Consider the following 17404-nt stretch of genomic DNA (forward strand, 5'->3'; position numbering starts at 1 on the left):
AGAAAGAAAGCCCAGTCGCAAAGAGCGAACTGAGCTTTATATTGATTTTTAACTTTTGACGGCTTTATAGCTTCTTATACATATGAATCTGACTCATCAACCCATAAGGAACAGTTACATATTCCGGCGTATATTCCTGCCCAGTACGTCGATAGTCCCACCATTCCTTCCAATCATATGCCGTTCCTGCCTGATGCAATGGGCCGAGCATATTACGAGGACTTCCAACGACCTCGATATCAATCGAGTTCTGACCTTGTTTCAGAAAATCCGTAACATCTATGTTTTTAGCTGAACGCCAAGGGATATGTCCAACTTCATTTCCATTTACCCGGACGACAATTGTAACTGCGGCAAAATCACCTAACTCCATTATCATGCGGCAGTCTTTTGATTCGGAATGTTCGTATTTCAAATGATAAATCATACTTCCACAGTAGTGTAAATAGCCCTGAAGACACCAGTCTCCGAATCTGAGCAATTCCGGCTCCTTAATAATCTGACGATCAGACCCTAGTGCGAATTCACCTATTAAAAAGCAGTCTTCCATTTCCATTTCATGCGTATATGAACAAGTAAGCAATAGTGTATTTAAACCATTAACTAATGTAGGAAGCTTAATTGTTCCCATGCAACGATCTAAGTACCAACCTGTGACTCCATCATCTACCTTTTGACCGTTTAAACTTACCTCAAATCGCTGCGCTTGTTCAGCAACCAGATATACTTCTTTTTCTGGCACGTCTGACACATGGATTGTAAATTCAAAAGTGATCCGTGAATGATCATTCTCATGCGACTGGTGGATCCAAAGATGACGCTGCAGCCCACCATTAAAGTAAACCTGGCGCATTCCGAGTGTTGACCGAATATCCCTTTGTGCTTGCCAAACGTCTGTCACTGCTGACCAATCGCCTGTTTCAATTTGATAGCGGCACTTGTCCAACACTAGCACATTAGGTGCTGTACGGCTAAACAAACTTACCGGTCCAAGAGCAGTTACTATTTCCACCTTCTGCTCTTGAGGTGGATTGAACATCCAATTATTAGTGCGTACAACCTCAACTGGTTTTATGGCGTTATTCATCACATACAATTTGGAATCCGTAGGACCAAAGGTTTGTTTAAAACACACTCCACCATCTACGCTTTGGGTTTCAACTCGACTTATATCACCACTTAGGAGATCCCAGATTTCTACATCCCCGTACCCGACAAGCTGAATTTCAACCACGTGTTCATTAGTGCGATCTTTATTTACAACAAACACGACTTGCCCATCATCCATCTGCCTTTGCATATATAAGAAAGTGTCGGCTTCCCTCATTTTGCGATCCCTGATGCTGACTTTTCGATCCAAAATCTTTTCAAGTTCAAATGGAACTGCTCCTGCCTCATCAACAAGAATGAAATTAGGATGCCCCGAAAGCTGAAGAACCTCATCCGAGATATTACCATCTACAAGATTAGGAAGACTCCCTACTGCTACAACTTTTCCACCTGCATCGATAAATTGACGAATAAGATCTACCGTGCTGCCGAATATATTAACCATCGAAGGCAACACGACTACTTCATATGCTGCTTTATTGACATGAAACTTTCCGTCAATAATCTGTCCTGTTTCTTGCAAGATAGTCTCGTCACCAAGATCATAATCGTAATGAGCAGCAAGCATTAGGTCAATAAATTCATTAAATTGACGATTAAATGCTTGTAGTTCGTCATGATTGCCAGCGGAATTGCCCCATCTTCCATTCACATCAATACCAAGCATCGCCCATACAGTTGATACAGGGTGAACTATAAGTACGTCCCGAACTACCTTACCCTGACTGAGAACAGCACTTAATTTTGAATAATAGTCCTCAAGAATATGATTATATTCCCACCAATTCGTATTGTAATTAAAACTTGGCGGATAGTCCCGTTTACGGCAACCTTTTAGCGAGTAAAGTGCAAGATGGTGCGTTAAATAATTAATACCAAGAACGAATTGCCAATCACCCATCCATTTTCGGCCTTCGAAAGTAAGCTCCCACCCTGTGACGCCATACGTTTCGGTAATAACACGCTTTTTGCCATATTGATTAGCTACGCTTGCCACTTGTTTTATCGTAAGGCTTTCATCGGTCTGCTCACACAGCGTATCAATACCAGGAATATCCATGTATCGATAGTGTGGCATGACTGCACCTGTTGTTTGCACAGAAGAGACCAAATTGCCCTCAGAATGGTAATGACCACTAAATTGAATGCCATTTTCCTTACACCAATCCCCTAATTGTTTGGTGTAAGAATCAGTAAACAATTGAGTCATCGTTCTCCAATAATCGTGTCTTGTCTTTGCAGATTTCTCACCAGTGAAGAATAAGTAGGGCAGCACACTCCATAGCTCATAACCACACTTTTCCTTAAAATACGTAGGAAATAAGTCCGTCCATGGCGTCCACGCATAGGCGCTTCGATTTTGTCCAAAGCCACGGATAGAAGGCTCGTCAGTGAAAATACCAGGAATTGTTTTTCCAAATTCGCTACCTACAGCATCCTTGTAAGCCTCGTATGTTGATTGAATGAACAACTCTACCGTTTTTGGATTTAAATTATCTGTATACGAATCTCCATGACACCATTCGTTTGCAATAGCTATCTCGCGGCGGAAAACCAAATAAACGTTGCCATGTGGAAGTGGCTCAGCTAAAGTTGGCCCGATTTGCTCAAAATGTATGACTTCATTGCCTTGAACTTCAGCCATATAAACTGCAACAATTGACTCGCTGTACAAGAATTCGACATCTACTTCTAAAGTAAGTGCCTTAGCACGAACTTCATCTCCGCCCATCTTCGGCACGAGTCCCCCGCCCATGCCAGATGAATATCGGTCTTCGTCATATAACCATGCATGCATGGATTCCTGTTTGGCTGTCTCTACGGTTTGTTTTATACGTTCCATGAATTCATGGCTCAAGTAGGGCGTTTCCAGACCTTCTCGAACATGCATCATGAACCCGCCCATTCCCTGTTCCTTGAATCCTTTCACCTGGGTATCAAGTTCATCCTGCTCGAGTGTATCATTCCATGACCAGAAAGGTACTCCTTTATATTCTACTGGAGGTTGTTCAAACATTTTCTTTAAATTGCTAATATTCAACGAAATCAACTCCATCTAATTACTTGAATAAGCTATGGCTATTTTTCATTCTACACAAATAATTACATGCTGAAGATTGCACTTTGTTAACATCTCTTTCAATTTTTTAGCCTTTCTTCTTTGAAGAATAAAATAAGGTACCCCCCTTCAAAAGATGGTGGGCACCTTATTTTGCCATTCATACAAAAAAGCAAAAAAAGTATAATGAATATTAATATTTTATACCGATAGTCATTTAGAAAAAATTTACAATAAATAAGCAACTATGATTACACACAACAGACATCTTAAAAATTTATGTAGAATGGAGGAGCAGTTACAAAAGATTATCGATTTCCACTATGTTCATACTCAACAAATTAAAATGGTTTTACTATGAAGGGAGTGCAAAAATTTTGAAATCCAAAACATTGAAATCATTTTTAATTGCAATGTCTTTAGTCGTCACTACTACAATAATCGGAACATTTCAAACTGCCTATGCAGCCGGAACGGTAACTTTTAACTACAAAACGGCAACAAACAGTTCGGGCAGCCCACTACTATTCGGCGGTTCCAATGAACCTAGTCCAGAGCATAACTCAAATGTTTATCCCAAACTGAAAGGTGCAGCTTTTAAGTATCAACGAGGTACAATCCATATGGACACTCTCCTGCCCAGTAACATCACCCTCGCGGATTACAAAAACAATGTGAATAATGTACAAGATCCAAATACGTGGGATTGGACTGGACTACAGTGGGTTGATTTTGCAAAAGCAAACGGTATAACTACAATGTTAAATATGTTTTATGCTCCACCTTGGCTTACTTATAGTGGTAACGCTAAAGGCGTTCCAAAAGACTGGAGTGTATATCAAGATATTATCAAAAAAATTATTACTAAATATGGATCTAAGCTTGATTATGTTGAACCCTTGAATGAACCGATGACCAGCAATATGCTATCACGATCAGGCAGTCCTTATACTTCCCAACAAACTGCTGCTAAAGATATATATTACTATACAGTGAAGGCTATTAGGGCAGTAAATACAACTGTCCAAGTTGGCGGTGATGGAGATGATAAGCAAGGCGGGGATTTTGGTGCTTTAGGAACTATTCTTAGGGACACTAGGCTTTCATCAACTGATATTCAATTTGTGAGTTATCACGCTTACAGCAGTGACCCTGTCGCAAAATCTCAAATAGGAGCAATGAATACATTGTTGAGTAATTCAGGAAGAGCCGGGCTTCCCATTTTCATAGATGAGTGGAATTACACTTATGTTGGGGATACGACCGATCCGCATGTTGTGGGCAATCAGGCAGCTACATTTGTCGGTACGACATTAATGAAATTTATGCTTCAACCATCCGTTAAAGGCGCGGCGTTTATGTCGTTTTTGCCTACTAACGTTGTGCTTTCACCATATGAGGATTGTCCAAGCTGCGTCATCAAACAAGGGCTTTACACTTGGAACAATAATACTGCAACGCTGATGTCGCAAACCAATGCATTCCGACTGCTTAGCTCCTCTATGAAGCTGGGAGCCGGTACCTTTAAGGCATATACGGCAACTTATGCAGGTGTAGTTGATACTGCGGTTGGTGCCATAAATAGTGCTGGTAACGTAGTTGGCACGATGGTTAACGATACCTCATCAGCAAAAACTGTAAATGTAAACTTCACCAACATTAATGCTTCTAACGGCACACGAACAGTCACAGTGTATATAGCAAGCTCAACAAATACTGGAAGCACTGCTACCCAAACATTTACAAATGTACCATTAACAAGTGGAAACCTCAGTATATCCAATGTATCAATTCCTGCTTATTCCGTAGCGGGCATTATAATTAATTAGCTCAAAAAAACAGCCGTTGAGCAATTGCTCAACAGCAAAATCTTAGGGTATTAAAAGTAAGCTGACACGGGAATTTCATCTGTGTCAGCTTGTTTAACTTTAATTGGATTGTGGAGCTCACTCTAAAGAATTAAATATACTACCGATCAGACAGTGGGGGCTCATCCTCCAGCCAGTTCCATTCGTTATTTAGGATAAACCGGCTCACTGCTTCGTGAGGAGCTATCCCCCATGCATGGAAGGAACGAATGCATTCCACGAATGCCCGGATCGTTTCCCTGTTGGTATTAAGTAACATATCCTCTTGCAACTCAAAATAACGCTCAGGTATATGAGTGAGCGTTCTCAACACAGCCATCATAGACTTGTGGCATGGGAATAACACACGGTTGTAAGCTAGCAGCAGCCTTCCGGCGAATAAAGTAACCTGTCCGATCGAATAGATTAATAAATATTCGTTTCCCGTTTCAATAGCCCGATTTGCAAAGTATCCACCATATAGCTCTACTTGTGCAAAGAAATCTTGGAAATTTTTTTCCCTGTTTTTTTCCGGATACACGGGGATTTTTGCAACTAGATCATCCACTCCTGGAATCTGTGAGAATGCAACGAACGCCTTCTCGAATGAAGCACGGGTAGGTTCGCTCCCCCTGAGTGCAGCAGCTTCAAGAAAGTGATATGGTATGATTTTCCCATCGAAATAGCCACCTGTGTAATCACATCCCTCTTTTGCAAAATAAAACAATTGATCTTGTCGTTTCTTTTCTTCAAACATTTCATCGCTAACGACCAGATAACAATCGATATCGGAGTCCTCACGTGCAATCCCTTTTGCAACAGACCCCGCAATAATAATTGCTAGGATCGAAGGGTCTAGGCTGAGCTTACCTGCTAGATAATCAATCGAATCTTTATGATGTGCTCGTAACGTAATGCCCTCTAATGGATAAGCCATAGTTAGCATCTTCCTTTTTTTAAGTAATCCTAACATATCAACTATCAAATCTATAGGGGTATTTAAGACATCCTAATAGGGCATTTAGGACCATTACAATATGAATTAAAATTGCTCAAAATCTTCCGTATTCACAAAAACCTAGTATCGGACTAAACATTGAAGGGGAGTGCTTCTATCGTTATATATGCTGGTCTATATTTGTGATTAAAATGAACTATGTGGTTGATAGTTGAACAACCATAAATGTACAAAAACATATAAAAACAACCAGATGTCGCCACGCAAATCTATTCGCCCCTCGGGGAAAGTCGATGAATTCTTACCAAGCCTATTCTCAATTCCAGTCTAATGAACCAAACGCCCATCCCGAAACCTCACAATCCTATTCGCCTGCTGTGCTACCGCATGATCATGCGTAATCAAAATAATCGTTCTCCCCTGGTCATTCAACCTCGTGAAAATATCCATGATCTCGATGCCCGTTTTCGAATCCAGTGCACCTGTCGGTTCATCCGCCAAAATTATGGCCGGATCTCCAGCCAACGTTCGTGCTATCGCGACACGCTGCTGCTGTCCGCCGGACAATTCCGATGGCATATGCTTCCTGCGATCCAACAAATCGACGGCTTCCAGTGCTTGCAGAACCAAAGGCTCCCGCTGCTTTCTTGTAAGCCCCCGATAGATCAGCGGCAGCTCTACATTCTCATAAGCGCTTAACCTCGGCAGTAGATTGAAACTCTGAAACACAAACCCGATCTTCTGATTCCGAATTTCGGCCAATTGGGTATCTCGCATAGCATGGATCTGTTTCCCATCCAGCGTGTAAACCCCTTCGTCCGATACGTCCAAGCAGCCGATGATATTCATCAGTGTGGACTTTCCGGAGCCCGATGGCCCCATGATAGCCACAAACTCGCCGTGTGCAATATTTAGCGAAATGTCATCTAGGGCGCGGATTGTCTCCCCGCCCATCTGGTAAAATTTACTCACATGCTCAATTTGAATTAAGGCTGTCATTCTCTTCGCCCCCCATTGCCAAATGAATGAAGTCTGCGATACATGCAATTCCCTTAACCTTTTAATGCTATTACCGCTTCGCCTTATAAAACTCATGATAAAGCTTCATCAACGCCCGCTTCTCTATCCGCGACACATAAGAACGCGAAATCCCCAGCTCCTTCGCGATCTCCCGCTGCGTCCGCTCTTCCCCGCCAAGCTCCAAACCAAACCGTCCGACCACAACTTCCTTCTCGCGGTCGTCCAATATCTCTAAATTTTTATATATCTTCGACTTCTCTATCTTCAACTGCACCGCATCCACCACATCGTCAGCTTCGCTGCCGAGGATATCAATCAACGTAATCTCATTCCCCTCTTTATCCGTTCCGATCGGATCATGCAAGGATACATCTTTACGCGTTTTCTTCAAGGAACGCAGATGCATCAAGATCTCATTCTCGATACAACGCGCTGCAAAAGTCGCGAGCTTTGTCCCCTTATTCGGCGAAAACGACTCGATCGCTTTGATCAATCCAATCGTACCAATCGAGATCAGATCCTCCAAATCTTCGCCCGTATTGTCGAATTTTTTCACTATATGCGCGACAAGTCTCAAATTGTGTTCAATTAACTTGTTCCTGGAGTGATCATTACCTTCTGCCATTTGACGCAAGTGTAATTCTTCTTCTGCCTCGGTGAGTGGTTGTGGAAAAGCGTTGTTCTTCACGTAAGATACAAGCAACGTGAGCTGCTTGATTAAGACGGCGATCGCACTAAAAAATCCTGGCATTCCAGCACCCCCTGAGTGTTTGCGAATCGTAGCAGACTTTGAAGCTCCGCTTTGCAGACTACTATTAGTGTATGTGGGTGTGTGCCTAGAAGTGCCTGTACGGATCTCACGAATATTTTCTCTCATATATTAGATACCGTATATTTATCTTGCTCAATACAAATGTAAACCTCAAAAGGCTTCTGTTTAATTATGAATAACATCTAATCTCATAAACGGCGGCGCTAGGGTCGCCATTCGTTGCGTGAATGACTAGTCTCAGCTTCGTTGTGTTTATCTGTGAATGCAACTGGTGTTTGCGATGCCTTTGATAATTGTCCTGGATCCTTTCCAGTTCAGCCCATTCCTCATCTACCCAGGCAAGTATACTGTAGTCTCTGGGACATTGGGGATCCCTGTAGAAAGGCTCATACACGTGATACTCGTGCAACAAATGACCGGGGAACGTCAATTCAACGCAACTAATCGTCTGCTCATCAGGCCAACTCAACTGTATCCACTGCGCATTTGGCAAATTGGGATCGGATCTCCATAGATTCGTGTATTTGCTCGGTCGAGTAACTCCATTAATTACATTCATCGCGCCATAGCAGGATTGAGCGGGTTCGACACGAAAACTGAGCGTGCCGCCATATCTGCGCATTTTACCTTTGCCCATTTCAAAAGAAGAGACATGTCCGGGTTCAAATGTTCCGGCCGTATACCAATGCACATGCGGATTCGCCATCAAATCCAGACGAACATACCTTCCTGTGATCAAGCCTGCGTCATGATCTAGCTGAACCGGCCATTCGATCCATTGATCTACGCCCGGAGGTACTTGCAAAACGGTTGTCGCCAGCGCTTTCCCCGTATTAACCCGGTAATCCCAGATATGATCGGCGGGATAAATTCCCGCTTCCACCAACTGAACCCCATCGGTCGGATTACTCAGGCAAATGAAAACAGCATCCAATCCCTCCTCGCCAATCGCAATAAGCTGTCCGCGGCGATGATTTAACGGTTCTGCCTTTCTAGCATCTGGTTGCTTGCTCCGCTCTTTCAGACCAGACACTCCACGGCTTTCCGGCCCGACGCCAACTAATTTGGCCTCGCTGCTTGACGTAACTATAGCCCGGCGCGCCAAGTCTTTTGGATCCTCATTACTTACGTTCGGTAAGAAACACCCGTCTCGAAGCAGTATTTGTTGTACCTCCTTAATGCCGCGAGTCGGAATCTCCGATAATGGAATCCCGTTTTTTAACGAATACGCAGCGGCTATTCCTACAGCCTGACCCATCAGTGCCGTCGTCGACATGACACGGACCGTCCCCAACGCAGCATGCGTCACACTTACGTTGCGTCCCGCCATCATGAGATTATCGATATCCTTCGCAATCATGATCCGAAGTGGAATACCATACGGCCCGCAATAGCTTTTAATCGCATATTCACTCGTTTCCGCGTATCCCTCCGCACTTGCGGGTTCTGCTGTCGGAGCAAGTAAACCGCCTGGTGTATGCAAGTCAATAAACCAACCACCGAAGGCGATCTCATCCGGAAATACCGTTTTGTTGGCAGGATCGTGTTCTGTCATGAAATAATGCCCCATAATACGGCGGCTCTCCCTTTTGCCCGGCACCTGCCCAATCCAGTCCAGCGCAAAATTGGCCGCTTTATGCTTCATTTCTGGATCCTTATTTTTAATCCAGTCCCATATGCCATGGACATGGCGTGTCAATTCGTGTCGAATATTCTCAGAATCGTAGATGGTATTCCAAGGAACGCCTATCTCGATCCACCAGTATCCGCCATGCAAACTTTGAAAAGGCCTTCCCTGCTTATAAAAATAATCTGGGTCTTCATGCTTAACCGCCCATTCCGGCGCTTGAAACGGGACCGGACGCCCCATATCCTTGGCCCTGAAATGAATGGAATTACCCATTGTATCCTTGCTTGCCTGGAGCGGAGCATGCGGTTCATTGAATTCTTCAATGCCTTCTGAGCCCCAGCGCCATTCGCATCCAGCCTGATCGGCAACAATGCCGTCGCCCGTACAGTCGATAAAAATGTTGCCCGCTATCGTAATTTCCGTTTCCGCATTAGCCACACGTGCCACAACAGCGCTGATCGTACGGTCACTGTTTTTCATCACTGAGACGATAGATGTATTTAAGTGAAACGATAAATTTGGCGTACTCATCGCCATATCATACATCGTCATATCCCACACGCTATTCGTCCAGCCGTTCTCAAGGATCGGTGCGTGGTTGCGAGCGCGTTCTTCGATAAGCAGTTCCGAAATGATGCCAGTTTCTCGCGCATAAGCATGAAAAGCAGCCGCTCCATGCGGTGTCACGCACACTTCCGAGGAACTGTTGCCGCCAAACACAGGACGGTCCTGGATGATGCAAGTTTTGGCTCCGTGCCTAGCTGCTGATATGGCTGCACAAAAACCAGCTAAACCACCTCCGCAGACTACCACATCATATTGTTCCTGTTTTTTAACTGTCACTCTCTCCACACTCCAATTTCTGTGTACTATGAACAAGTACGGAGAGAAGAAACAAGTTTCTCCTCTCCGTATGGCATTGTTAGATTAGTTTGTATAACCAAGTTCTTTCAACCGTTTTTGTGCCCCATCCAAATACAGATTATATTTGAATTTTGTTTCTAAATTTTTCAAGAATTCGTCGTATTTATCCAACGAAGTTTTACCGTAAATAAACTTGGACAATTCTTCTTTGATGAATCGCGTAGCATCAGCAGACACAAAGTCCGCTGGCGGATTCAGAAGGCCATTGTACGCTGTCATTCTTGGCTGTTTCTGCACAAAATCAATTAACGGGGCTTGCGAAGGAAATTTCGTTTGCAGATACTCTGCTTCAGGACGACCTGTCACTTGGTAGAGCCATGTATAAGCCCCTTCTTTGGCCAATAAATCTGTAGGAACTACTTTTTCACCGTTTAATGTATAATGCCGTCCCTCCACGCCATAACTGACCAAACGATTGCCCTCTTTAGTGGATATATAATTAATGTAGTCAAAAATTTTATCTAGTTTGGCCGTATCCTTCTCTAATGCTTTTGGGATTCCAAATAAAGTAAAGGATGTTCCTTTTCCTACAGAAAGATCATATTGGCCGCCTGGTCCTTTGGGAGGTGCAATCTGCATCCACTCTGCCTTCGGATTAACCTCTTTGATTTGCTTCGCAGGTGCATCCTTTGCTAGATCTGTCCATGAGAAGTTGCCCATTCCTGCCTTACCTTGAATGGCCTTCTGAACATATTGCTGACCCGTTGACGCTAGCAATTCGGGGTCTACAAGCCCTTCATCAATCATTTTCTTAATGAAAGCAAGCGCATTTTTCATATTGGGATCATACAGCGAACTAACCATTTTGTTGTCTTTTACATAGATTTCCGGCAGACTGTTGTTTGGAGTAGGAGAGCCTACGCCGAATGCGCCATAAATAACCGAGAAGGCATCGAATCCTGATCCCGTAATTGCATACGTATCCTTTTTGCCATTTTTATCAGGGTCATCATTTGTAAAGGCTTTCGCAACCGCATACAAATCATCCAACGTAACTGGTACTTTTAAGTTTAAATTGTCCAGCCAATCTTTCCGGAGCCAATAACTGTTAGAACTAACACCTGGCTTCTTCGTAATCGTGTATAGTTTTCCGTCTACCTTATCGTTATTCAGTGTATCTTCGCCAACAAAGTCAGCAAATGGTTTCAACTTGGTTTTCAAGTAGGGGGTTAGATCCAACAAACTATCCGTAGAAATGCTTTTAAGCAAGCTGTCCCTATTTAATATTTGATACACATCCGGTGGCGTCCCGCCAGCCAAGCGTACGTTTAATTGGTTCTGATAATCTTCATTAGTAGCTGGAGAGGTTAAAATAAGGTTTGTTCCTAATTTTTTATCCAATTCCTTCTTGACAAAGTCATCGCTAGTAGGCACATTCGTGCCCCATCCTACTTGCATCCATTCAATTTTCACTGGTGCTGCTGGCGCTTTGCTTGCTGCTGGTGCACTGGTTGCAGCTGTTTGGTTAGTTTCTGCTCCATTAGAGCATCCGGCCATAATAACAGCAACTGGAATCGACATGGCTAGAACCGTTGTTAAGACCCTTAATTTCTTCATTGTAATCAACCCTTCTATTTTTCTTATTTATTGAATTTGACAAGCATCGGTAACGAGCTACGAAATACCTTGTCAAAATATCAACCCTTAATCGCACCAAGCATCATGCCTTTTGTAAAGTATTTCTGAATAAACGGGTATACAATAATCATCGGCGCACTCGCAAAAATGACAACTGCCATCTGCAGCGTAGCGGAAGGCAATGTGACCTCTGGATTTTCAAAAGCTTGATTGGATTGCATCAAGATGGATCTGACAACGATCTGGAGCGGTTGAAGCTTAATCGGTGTCACATATAGAATCGCCTGGAAAAACTCATTCCAATGCCCGACCATGTAAAAGAGACTCACCGTCATAATAACTGGCATGGATAGTGGAACAATAATTTGCATTAAAATCCGTAGCTCTTTAGCGCCATCTATACTGGCAGACTCCAGTAGCTCCTCTGGCAAGCTTTCAATAAAACTTTTTACGATTAATACATTAAAACTCCAAATTGCTCCTGGGATAATCATGGCCCATATGCTGTTCAGCAACCCCAAATATTTAACCGTCAAGTAGGATGGAATGATCCCTCCACTAAACAGCATAGTGAAGACAATCATCAACAAGAAAAAACTACGACCAGGAAGCTTTTTTCTACTTAATGGATAAGCCAGCAGTATCGTTAGTATCATATTAACAATCGTGCCTACGACGGTAATAAACAGCGTTACTCGAAACGCATCCGGTATACGTGGCATCGAGAATAGCTCTTTATACGCTGCAAAAGTAATTGATTTTGGTATAATGACAAACCCGCCATTCCTCAATAACTCAGAAAAAGGTGTGAGTGAAACCGAGAACACATACAATAATGGGAATAAAGCAGTAATGCCGACAGCGATCAGAAAACAGAAGACGAAGCCGTCAAAAATTCGATCTCCTTTCCCCCTTACCATATACCTTCACCCCACCTTTTCGCGATTCGATTAGAAAGTAAAACCAAGATACAGCCAATAATCGATTTAAATAAGCCAACGGATGCGGCTAAACTAAAATTCAACTGTTCAAGACCTGTCCGGAACACCCATGTATCAATGATATCTCCTACGGAATACACATAACTGTTATACAGGACATAGATTTGTTCAAATCCTGCATCCATAATACTCCCAAGTCTTAAGATTAAAAGGATCGTGATGATCGATCGTAAATTAGGAAGCGTCACATGCCAAATGAGGCGAATTCGTTTGCACCCATCCATTGTTGCTGCTTCATATAGGGAGGGATCGATTCCTGCGATTGCGGCCAGATAAATGATTGCTCCCCAGCCCATGTTTTGCCAGATGTCCGAACTAACCAATATGCTTCTGAACCAACTCTCCGATGTCAGGAATGGAATGGCTTTACCGCCGGCTTCAACAATCCATCGATTGAACAAGCCGCTATCCTGTGATAATAATGCGATTAATATCCCATAAATAATTACCCACGATAAAAAGTGCGGCATATAGCTCAAGGTTTGGATAAACCTTTTGAACCACGAAACCCTGCATTCGTTAAGCAGTATCGCCAGAATAATGGGCGGAATCATGCCAAATATAAGTTTATACAAACTAATTAAAAGCGTGTTCGTCAGCAGTTGCGAAAAATAGGGTGAACTGACAAAAACCTCAAAATACTTATACCAGGGATCCGCCCAAGGGCTGCTCAGAATACCTTTGGTAATGTTGTACTCTTTGAATGCCACGATAATCCCGAACATGGGCAGATACTTAAATATCAAGTAGTAGAGGATGCCAGGAGAAAGCATCGCATATAAAGCTCTATACTTCCATATTTTGAGCACAAATTTACTCCTTACAAACTTCCGATGAACCACCTTAGACCGTTGTACTGCCAAGTCTTCCTGCATCTCCGATTCCCTCCATGTGAGGACTTTCAAGCCTCAGATTCCCTAGTAAACCGCTTTCATTTACTTTCTACATGTATTATATCGCCCCTGTCATATAGACAGATATACATAAAAAGTTCAATTATGTAATGGATTTTGTCTAGATTTCAAAGGAAAGACCATCAGGCATAATTGCACTGATGGTCTATTTACATGTTGCGTATTCCCGACATTTCAACCTCGTGATCATCATTCATAACGGGCAGATCGATACGGACAATCGTCCCTCGATGTATACGACTTACAATATGCAGACCGTATTGATTACCGAAATAAATCTGAATCCGTTCATGCACATTCATGATGCCGATACTGTTAAACCCGTCTCTCAACTTCCTTTCACTACTGGAAATCAACAGCTTTCTATACTGCTCCTTCTCCATGCCGATTCCGTTATCTATCACGTATATTCTCATTGTGTTTTTGATCAACCTACCTCGTATTTCGATTGTGCCGGAGCTTTTCTTTGAAAGCAAGCCATGAAAGATAGCATTCTCGACAATAGGCTGCAGAGTAAGCTTAAGCACTTTGCATCTCATTAATTCCGGACTAATATCAAAATGGCAGGTGAATGAATCGCCATATCTTGTTTTTTGGATATAGATATAGCTGTTCAGAGCTTCGATTTCTTCTTCGAGCGCAATATACTCATACCTTTTGTCAAAGCTGTACGACAACAGATTGACAAGTGAGCGAATCGTATCCCGGACTTCCGTATTCCGCCCCTGTTTCGCCAAACTCCCGATCCCAGCTAATGTGTTATATAAAAAATGGGGACCAATCTGGCTTTGCAGCATTTTTAATTCATAGGCTTGTTTCTGCACCTCAACTTCTCTGATTTCACGAATTAGGCCATTAATCCGGTCCATCATGGAGTTATAGCTCATGGCAAGCTGTCCGATTTCATCTTCACGCTCCATTTCAATATTGGATAATCGTCCATATTTGGTGACAGTATTCATTTTAAGGACGAGCTTCCGTATGGGATTCGTAAAATAATAGGAGATCAGAAAGGAGCCGAACAAAAAAACGATAATCCAAAGCAAAGCAGTAAAGGCAAAATTGTGGTATAGCTTTGAAACATTTGCATTCAATATTTTTTCATTCATGAGCAAGGACACACGCCAGCCCAAATTATTTCCTTTCGAGTTCGCAACAATATAATACTGTGTTCCTAATTCAGTACTGTCTACACCATCGTTCATCTGCCCGATGCCTTTCATAAAATCACTCGTAATCACGGGTGGAAAAAAACCTTTCTCATAAGGCAGAAGTTCGCTCTGAGGATCAAAAACAATCGGCTCGTTTGCTAATGAACTCAATATGATCGACTGTTCACTGCTTGAAATCATGGGAATGATTTTCTGATTCAAATACTCGATGCTAATCTCGGCGATTGCTGATCCCAAATACTTGTTAGCCTTACTCCTTATTGGAAAAATAAAAGCGACCGTTCGATCCGATAAGGCTGTTTCATATGGTTCACTCCACCTTAATCCTTCAACCCCTTGACTCCCCATTTCATTTAATTTTGGCAGCATAGGATTGCCATAGATCTCATACAGGACTTGCTTGCTGCTCCAAACCATGCCATCTGATCGCACCAAATAAAGTGTTTTAATAAGATGGCTGTTCAATTCGCCATAATGCTGCAAAATAGTTTGTGCTTCATTGGTTCCGTTTTCAATCAGATCTTTCTGCGCAGAAATAAGCAGCAAAATATTCGTAATGTTTTCCAGATACATATTCAAAAAAGTGTTTGTCCGCAAGACCGTGAGCTTGGAATCCTCAATCATTTTGTTTTCAAGGCTTTTTTTCGATATCCCGATGTTATTCCAAGAAATTGTCATAAATATGGTGACGGTCAGCACAAAAAGCAATAAAAACTGTTTGGTTGCCATGCCGTAGTTTCTATAGCTTTTCACAAAAACCTTATTCTTCATCTGTATCATCCTTTTTTAAACTCCAATGGCGTAACGCCCATCCAGTTGCGGAAGACGATTGAGAAATATCTATAACTTGGAATCCCAACCTGTTCAGCTACTTCATATACTTTTAGATTCATATTTTTCAGAAGAAATGCTGCTTTTTCCATACGAAGCCGAGTAACGTAATCATTAAATGATTCTCCGACCTCTTCGCTAAATAAACGACTGAGATAAGGGGAGCTGAAGCCTACTTCTTCAGCTACAGAGGATAGACTGAGGGGCTGACTGATCTTCTCTCGTATGATCTTCATGACGAGGCGAATCTCTGGCCTATACCTGTTTTCTTTGCCGAAATTGATGTAGATATCTTGAATCAACGCTGCAATCATTTCATGTAGAGTCACAGTCTGGTAGGTATGCTGAGACAATATGACATCCTCATTCGAATCCCCAAGCTCTTCATTCCATAACACATGCCATTTATGGACTAACTTTTTGAGATCATTCGGAATAATGCGATGTTCCCTTGCCCAATCGAGAAAATCTCCTTCAATAAAAGTCGATAACCCCGCCTGATTCCAGATCACCTTTTTCATCTTCTCTTCAATCCCAGCCAGGGCCTTTGGTTCAATGGCATGTGTGCCTTCTGGTTTCCCCAAGAACACATGGTTACTGTTGTTGTAGAAATAATCATTTTTCCACAAATTCATTTCTTGGAATGTTTGATTGAATTGTTCAGGATTTTCCACATCATCACTAATGGAAGCATAGATATGAATGCATTCAGGCTTATGCAAGTGTATACTTTTCAGTCTGTGATGCATATCAGAAATGACCGCTTCAATCGTTTTCATGATGGAAATGCGATCTTTACTTGGATGACCAAAGTACGCAAAATGCTCTCCGATATCCACCGGCACCCAGGCAAAATCATGGTCATAGCTCCCTAATACATGCCGAACCTCACGGTCAACGAATAGCCAATCACCATGCTTGGCTTCCACATAAAACCGTACAATCTGGAGTGGAAACGCAATCGGAAGCCCATTATCTGCCAAGCTTTTATATAAGAGCTTCGTTGAATCATTGTGATTGTGATTCAGCAGTTGTCCAAGCAACTTGGATTGGTTCCACCTGTTTTCTTCCTGTTTCTTGGTACTGTAAGATTTTTCCTTTTCAATTGACCTTCTTGCCTCTACAAGTGCTTGTTCTATCTCGCTGTCATCCATCATGACTTTGACGACATATCCAATAGCCCCTAATTTTAAAGCCTCTCTTGCGTACTCGAAGTCACTATGGCAGCTAAGAATAACAACCTGAATCTGTGGGAACTCGTTCTTCAAGGTTCGAATTAATGCCAGTCCATTCATAACTGGCATTGTAATGTCTGTTATAATCACATCGGGTACATACTTTCTGCAAAAGGCAAGCGCTTCTTCACCATTGCTAGCTTCGCCTACAAGTACGGATCCTCGAGATTCCCAATCAAACATTTGCAGTTCTTGGCGAATGAGAATTTCATCATCCACAATAAGTACGCTTAAAACATGATCATCCATGCAAAGGTCTCCATTCAGCGTGTTGATTGGAGAAAGCCCCAAATGATTTTGGGGCTTTCTCACTACAATGGTTATTCTTTAATTATAGAACCTGCCTACGGTCG

At 42.5% G+C, this 17404-nt stretch carries 11 protein-coding genes; 1 reads left to right on the forward strand and 10 read right to left on the reverse strand.

Features of this window, described 5'->3' with window-relative positions; translation table 11 throughout:
* Positions 1-64: 64 nt before the first annotated feature.
* Entirely contained in the window at positions 65-3127 is a 3063-nt protein-coding gene (locus A8708_RS16240) for a glycosyl hydrolase (RefSeq protein WP_204787565.1), read from the reverse strand.
* 419 nt (positions 3128-3546) lie between these two features.
* Here A8708_RS16240 and A8708_RS16245 point away from each other — a divergent pair, with 419 nt between their 5' ends.
* Complete coding sequence (locus tag A8708_RS16245) at positions 3547-4998, forward strand: cellulase family glycosylhydrolase (RefSeq protein WP_167355895.1); 1452 nt, start codon at positions 3547-3549, stop codon at positions 4996-4998.
* Positions 4999-5137: 139 nt separating this feature from the next.
* On the opposite strand, the gene A8708_RS16250 is transcribed toward A8708_RS16245, so the two are convergent.
* The 9 genes from A8708_RS16250 to A8708_RS16290 form a co-directional block, all read right to left on the reverse strand.
* Complete coding sequence (locus tag A8708_RS16250; protein WP_068665190.1) at positions 5138-5953, reverse strand: nucleotidyltransferase domain-containing protein; 816 nt, start codon at positions 5951-5953, stop codon at positions 5138-5140.
* Between the two features lie 348 nt (positions 5954-6301).
* Positions 6302-6973 carry an ABC transporter ATP-binding protein gene (locus A8708_RS16255; RefSeq protein WP_068665192.1) on the reverse strand — a complete coding sequence of 224 codons (672 nt, stop codon included), beginning with the start codon at positions 6971-6973 and terminating at the stop codon, positions 6302-6304.
* 70 nt (positions 6974-7043) lie between these two features.
* Positions 7044-7745 carry an RNA polymerase sporulation sigma factor SigK gene (sigK, locus tag A8708_RS16260; RefSeq protein ID WP_068665194.1) on the reverse strand — a complete coding sequence of 234 codons (702 nt, stop codon included), beginning with the start codon at positions 7743-7745 and terminating at the stop codon, positions 7044-7046.
* 190 nt (positions 7746-7935) lie between these two features.
* Complete coding sequence (locus A8708_RS16265; RefSeq protein ID WP_068665196.1) at positions 7936-10239, reverse strand: FAD-dependent oxidoreductase; 2304 nt, start codon at positions 10237-10239, stop codon at positions 7936-7938.
* 84 nt (positions 10240-10323) lie between these two features.
* Positions 10324-11877 carry a type 2 periplasmic-binding domain-containing protein gene (locus tag A8708_RS16270; RefSeq protein ID WP_068665198.1) on the reverse strand — a complete coding sequence of 518 codons (1554 nt, stop codon included), beginning with the start codon at positions 11875-11877 and terminating at the stop codon, positions 10324-10326.
* 80 nt (positions 11878-11957) lie between these two features.
* Complete coding sequence (locus A8708_RS16275; protein WP_068665200.1) at positions 11958-12818, reverse strand: carbohydrate ABC transporter permease; 861 nt, start codon at positions 12816-12818, stop codon at positions 11958-11960.
* Complete coding sequence (locus tag A8708_RS16280) at positions 12812-13774, reverse strand: ABC transporter permease (RefSeq protein WP_068665202.1); 963 nt, start codon at positions 13772-13774, stop codon at positions 12812-12814. Before A8708_RS16280 ends, A8708_RS16275 begins: the two co-directional genes overlap by 7 nt.
* 188 nt (positions 13775-13962) lie before the next feature.
* Positions 13963-15756: a cache domain-containing sensor histidine kinase gene (locus A8708_RS16285; RefSeq protein ID WP_068665258.1), complete on the reverse strand. Its 1794-nt coding sequence runs from the start codon at positions 15754-15756 to the stop codon at positions 13963-13965.
* A 5-nt stretch (positions 15757-15761) separates the two neighbouring features.
* On the reverse strand, positions 15762-17300 hold the full coding sequence (locus tag A8708_RS16290) for a response regulator (protein WP_068665204.1): 1539 nt from the start codon (positions 17298-17300) through the stop codon (positions 15762-15764).
* Positions 17301-17404 lie beyond the last annotated feature (104 nt).

It is taken from the genome of Paenibacillus oryzisoli (assembly GCF_001653565.1).
Classification (GTDB): Bacteria; Bacillota; Bacilli; order Paenibacillales; family NBRC-103111; genus Paenibacillus_E; species Paenibacillus_E oryzisoli.

Bases quoted from the DNA above. Each gene is read 5' to 3' on its own strand.
- A8708_RS16285 (WP_068665258.1), bottom strand. From the start codon at position 15,756: ATGAAGAATAAGGTTTTTGTGAAAAGCTATAGAAACTACGGCATGGCA.
- A8708_RS16275 (WP_068665200.1), bottom strand. From the start codon at position 12,818: ATGGTAAGGGGGAAAGGAGATCGAATTTTTGACGGCTTCGTCTTCTGT.
- A8708_RS16250 (WP_068665190.1), bottom strand. From the start codon at position 5,953: ATGGCTTATCCATTAGAGGGCATTACGTTACGAGCACATCATAAAGAT.
- A8708_RS16280 (WP_068665202.1), bottom strand. From the start codon at position 13,774: ATGCAGGAAGACTTGGCAGTACAACGGTCTAAGGTGGTTCATCGGAAG.
- sigK (WP_068665194.1), bottom strand. From the start codon at position 7,745: ATGCCAGGATTTTTTAGTGCGATCGCCGTCTTAATCAAGCAGCTCACG.
- A8708_RS16270 (WP_068665198.1), bottom strand. From the start codon at position 11,877: ATGAAGAAATTAAGGGTCTTAACAACGGTTCTAGCCATGTCGATTCCA.
- A8708_RS16255 (WP_068665192.1), bottom strand. From the start codon at position 6,973: ATGACAGCCTTAATTCAAATTGAGCATGTGAGTAAATTTTACCAGATG.
- A8708_RS16290 (WP_068665204.1), bottom strand. From the start codon at position 17,300: ATGGATGATCATGTTTTAAGCGTACTTATTGTGGATGATGAAATTCTC.
- A8708_RS16240 (WP_204787565.1), bottom strand. From the start codon at position 3,127: ATGTTTGAACAACCTCCAGTAGAATATAAAGGAGTACCTTTCTGGTCA.